Here is a 4,684-nt window from a genome sequence, read left to right on the forward strand (position 1 = left end):
GGGAAGGCAGTTGCGTTTTCGCCGGGGCTTTCCTGTTATCTACCCCGGTACTGCGAGATTGCCACGGGCGCGAAGCGCCCTCGCAATGACAAATCTGGGAGCCGTTGCCATTTTAACGGTGGCCCGTTCGAGTCTGCAGCATTGCGCCGGGCCCGGCTGTCCGCTCCCCTACAATGATTTTCCTATCATATGGAAAGGGCCGTGACCCGTTCCTTGGGCCACGGCCTTACAAGATGGAAACCAGATGAAGCACGCAGTCGGCGTTGGCTTATCCGCAGATATTTCCGCGGCATCGCCGGCTGCCTGAGCGGAACGGGGCGTACCCCGTCTCTGTACGAAAATGATACCATATCGGCGGCGGGAAATTGTGAACAAACTATGAAAATAGCCAAAATAGTTTTCACATGTTCTCCACTTTTCGTCGAAATGACGGGATATCAGCTGACGAGCCGCGCCTCGAGCACGACGGGGTTGTGATCCGTCACCGCGAACTCGGCATCCTGCGTGCGGACGCTGACCGGCTCGACATTCGGGCTGAGGATAAAGCCGTCGATGACATAGAACTGCGTGCCGGAGCTTCCGGCGCTGTAGGGCTGGTTCAGCAGGCGGCAGGTCGGCGCGGCGCTGTCCCAGGCATACTGCCAGCCCGCGGGCAGGTCGCCGAGCGTGCCGGGCGTCCAGTCCGCGCCGGAGGCGATGGGATAGCGGTCCGTGCCGTCCGGGAAGCTCTGGTTGAAGTCGCCGCCCGCGATGACATAGTTGCCCTTGGCATATTCCTCCTGCAGGATCTGCAGGAGCATGGCCGTCTGGGCCTCCTTGCCCTCGCCGTCGTCATAGGCCTCGAGGTGCAGGTTCACGAGCACGAGCTCCTGCTCCAAGCCGTCGATGGGGATGCGGGTGACGAGCAGACAGCGCTTGAGATTGGCGATGCGCACCGGCCACGAGAACGGGCACGGCAGGCGGTAACGCGTGGCGGCCGTGATGTCGTAGCGGCTGTAGGTCGCAACACCGGAGTGCACGCGGCCGATGGGCTCCGTGACGGGATAGGGCACATAATCACAGGAATAGTTCAGGGCAAAGCGGCTCTCATAGTCCTCAAGATCGAATTCATACTGCCGCCACTGGTCATAGCCGTAGCTGCGCTTCGAATCCGTGTCGACCTCCTGCAGCATCACGAAGTCGGCGTCCGCACCGCGGATGAGGTCCTCGATGCCGAGCATATTCTGCCGCACGGTCTCTGCATCGGACGGTCTGACGCCCTCGCCGCCGTCCATGAAGAAGTCCTCCCCGGCGTCCAGCCCGCCGTAGCCGGTATTGAGCGTCAGCACGCGGACGGTCTGGCCGCCCGTGAGCTTGCTCTCGCGCAGGACGTTGCCGCGCTGTGCGTCCTCGGCATAGGCCGGGCGGTATTCCGTGACCGTGAGATAGCCGATGCCGCCCGCCGCGACGATGGCGACGGCCAACACAAGGAACAGGAAATACTTGACGATCTTCCGGACGACCCGGCCGCGGCGCTTCGGCTTCTGCGGGACCTCCGGCTCGTCCTCGGGTCCCGGCTCGTCGTCCGGGCGCAGCTCCGGCAGGCGCGCCGAGCCCTCGAGCGGATCGACGGGATCCGGCAGCACGCGCGTGCGGTCAAGCTCCTCGTCCGGCGTCAGCTCCGGGATATCATGTTGCTGCAATGTGCTCGCCTCCTTGCTCTGCGGCGGCGTGATAGGTCAGGCCGCGCGGATAGAAAAAACGGATGCTCTGCGGTGCGATCTCAAACGTGACGTCGCGGGACATCATGAGCTCACCGTCGAGATTGATCTCGCTTTCGCGGTCGCAGCGGATGTGCACCCGCCTGCAGCGGAAGTGGCGGATGAGCTCCGGCAGCTGGGCATAGTGCCCGGCCTTGTATTTGCCGATGACACGCAGCATCGTCGCGCGCGACACGTCGCGCACCAGCAGCACGTCGAGCAGGCCGTCGTCCGGCTCCGCATCGGGCACCGGGTTGAAGCTACCGCCATAATACCGGCCGTTTGCAATGCACATCAGCGTCTGATTGCCGTCAAAATGCTGCCCGTCCACGTCGACGACATAGTGCTCGTGGATGCCGCGGATAAAATTCACGCCCGTGGAGAGCAGATAGGCGCCCGTCCCGCTGACAAGCGGCAGGCGCTTATAGCGCCCGATCTCCGTTCCGATGCGGGCATCGAAGCCCATGGAGCAGATGTTGACGGCGTAATTCTGCCCGTTGCAGCGGATGAGGTCGAATGTGGCCTCCTCGGCGTCGAGCAGGCGGGGCAGGGAGCGGAAGGCCGCCGGATCGGAGAAAATTTTGATGAAATCGTTGCCGGAGCCGCCGGGAAAATGCGTCACGGCGGCGTTGGCATGGCCCGCCGCGCCGTTGACGACCTCGTTGAGCGTGCCGTCGCCGCCGCAGGCATACAGCCGGACCGGCTCGCCGGAGGAAGCGGCGGCCTGCGCGATATGGGTGCAGTCGCCGGGCGCGCGGGAGACGAGGATCTCATAGTCCAGCCCCTCGCAGGCCGCGCGGATCGTCTGGGTAAATTCGCCCGTCCGGTCATATTTTCCGGCAGCGGGATTGATCAGAAATACATGCCGCAAGCGTCTGCGCCCCTTTCAGAAATACATATAGACATTGCACTGCAGGCGGCCGTTGTAGAGCTTGCGCTTTTTCGTGGCCTGCTTGCCGAAGTAGTGCTCAAATTCCGGCTCGGAGGAGATGATATATTTTTTCCACCCGTCGGCAAAGCGCAGGTGGCGGCCGAACTGCCGCATGAGCTGCTGCGCACTGCGCTGCTCGAGCATACGCTCGCCATAGGGCGGGTTGCAGACGATGACGCCGCAGTCGCACGGCAGGCTCTCACGGGTGGCGTCCGCCTCGCGGAACTCGATGTATTTGCTCACCCCGGCCTTCTTTGCGTTCGCAATGGCGATGGCAAGGCTGCCGGAGTCGATGTCCGTGCCGAGAATGCGGTATTCCCCGCGGAACTCCGCCGCGCGCGCGGCCTCGCGGGCCTGCGTCCAGACATCCTCCGGAATGCAGGACCAGCTCTGCGCCGCAAATTTGCGGGCAAGGCCCGGCGCGCGGTTCAGCGCGGCCAGCGCCGCCTCGATAACGATGGTGCCGGAGCCGCAGAACGGGTCCCAGAAGAAATCGCGGCCGCGATAGCGGGCCAGATTCACCATGGCGGCGGCCATGGTCTCGTGCAGCGGAGCCTCGTTGCCCACGGCGCGGTAGCCGCGCTTGTGCAGGCTGACGCCGGAGCTGTCGAGGAAGACCTCGCACAGGTCCTTCATGATGGAAAAGCGCAGCTGGTAGGTCTCGCCGGTCTCGGGCAGCCACGTCAGGCCGTAGTGCGCGCCGAGATGGTCGACGGCGGCCTTTTTGACGATGGACTGGCAGTCCGGCACGGAGTGCAGCTGAGAATCAAGGCTGTAGCCCTTGACGGGGAACGCGCCCTCGCGCGGGACGAAGCGCTCGAGCGGAATGGCCTTCACGCCCTGATACAGCTCCTCAAACGACCGCGCCGGGAAGCGCGCCAGCAGGATCATGACCCGCTCGCCCATGCGCAGCCCGATATTCGCGCGCGCCAGCTCGGCCGCTCCGCCCGTGAAAAACACGCGGCGATCCTCGACGCGCACATCCTCCATGCCCATTCGCCGCAGCTCGTCGCCCACGAGGCCCTCAAGGCCAAACAGGCACGGCACGGCCATTGTCCAACGTTCCATTGCGTATCCTCCCGCCCAAATTCGAGCGATTTTTCCTCATTATTTTTATGTTCTATTATAACCGATAGCAGGACCGATTGCAACGGCCAATATTCCCCGCTGCCTGGCGCAGAAAAATTGAAAAAAACATGAAATCAGGGCTTGACTTTTTTGGGATTTTGCATATAATTATATATGCGCTTTGACGCACGGCAAATAGCGGGTTTGTGTAATGGTAGCACACCGGACTCTGACTCCGTTTGTGAGGGTTCGAATCCTTCACCCGCTGCCAAAAACCGGTTGTCCATTGGACAACCGGTTTTTCTATGGTTTTTGTATTTTTTAGACTGTCAAAGAATTGTCAAGCCAAAAGTTACGGAGGGAAGAAAAGTGTGAAAGGAAACCGTCAGGGTTTCCTTTCGCGTCAAATAACCCGCCGCAGCGGCAGAATTGCAAAATAATGCTACAAAATTCTATTTTGCAATTCTGAAAGCAGCTTGTCAAAGGAGTCCAAAGGGACTCCTTTGACAAGCTTAGTGCCCTCCGGCTGTGCCGGAGGGCGCTTTTGCTTTTTTACAGCCTACAGGCCAGACAACTCCTTCTTCTTTGCGTCGAGCTCCTCCTGCGTGATCACGCCGGAGTCGAGCAGGTCCTTGAACTTCTTCAGCCCGTCGGCGGTGCCTGCACCGGCCGCAGCGGGCTCGGCGGGAGCTGCCGCCATGCCGTCCATGACAGGCTGTTTGCCGAGAACGAGGAGACCCTATATTAAATTAAGGAGAAAGCGCCCCGGCATACTGCTGCCGATTCACACAGGCTGCCGTTAAAAGCAAACGCCCCCGGCGGGGCCTGTAGCGACGCTCCCTGAGCGCCATGCAGTCTGGCAGCATGTGCTGCATGGATTCTGCGGCGCAATACTCCCAGATTTGTCATTGCGAGGAGGCCGCAGGCCGACGTGGCAATCTCGGGA

At 61.6% G+C, this 4,684-nt stretch carries 4 protein-coding genes and 1 tRNA gene; 1 reads left to right on the forward strand and 4 read right to left on the reverse strand.

The window, feature by feature from the left end:
- Positions 1-437: 437 nt before the first annotated feature.
- The 3 genes from WMO66_RS04355 to WMO66_RS04365 are packed head-to-tail and all read right to left on the reverse strand — an operon-like array spanning position 438 to position 3,738.
- Positions 438-1,682, reverse strand: a complete 1,245-nt coding sequence (locus WMO66_RS04355) for an endonuclease/exonuclease/phosphatase family protein (protein ID WP_349135163.1) — start codon at positions 1,680-1,682, stop codon at positions 438-440.
- Entirely contained in the window at positions 1,669-2,610 is a 942-nt protein-coding gene (locus WMO66_RS04360) for a diacylglycerol/lipid kinase family protein (RefSeq protein WP_349135164.1), read from the reverse strand. The genes WMO66_RS04355 and WMO66_RS04360 overlap by 14 nt, the downstream gene beginning before the upstream one ends.
- 15 nt (positions 2,611-2,625) lie before the next feature.
- Entirely contained in the window at positions 2,626-3,738 is a 1,113-nt protein-coding gene (locus WMO66_RS04365) for a THUMP domain-containing class I SAM-dependent RNA methyltransferase (protein ID WP_349135165.1), read from the reverse strand.
- Between the two features lie 197 nt (positions 3,739-3,935).
- On the opposite strand from WMO66_RS04365, the gene WMO66_RS04370 reads away from it, so the two are divergent.
- Positions 3,936-4,009, forward strand: a tRNA-Gln gene (locus WMO66_RS04370).
- 288 nt (positions 4,010-4,297) lie between these two features.
- On the opposite strand, the gene WMO66_RS04375 is transcribed toward WMO66_RS04370, so the two are convergent.
- Positions 4,298-4,438 carry an SHOCT domain-containing protein gene (locus WMO66_RS04375; protein WP_349135166.1) on the reverse strand — a complete coding sequence of 47 codons (141 nt, stop codon included), beginning with the start codon at positions 4,436-4,438 and terminating at the stop codon, positions 4,298-4,300.
- Positions 4,439-4,684: the final 246 nt, after the last annotated feature.

The sequence above is a fragment of the Faecousia intestinalis genome, assembly GCF_040096185.1.
GTDB lineage: Bacteria > Bacillota > Clostridia > Oscillospirales > Oscillospiraceae > JAZOXB01.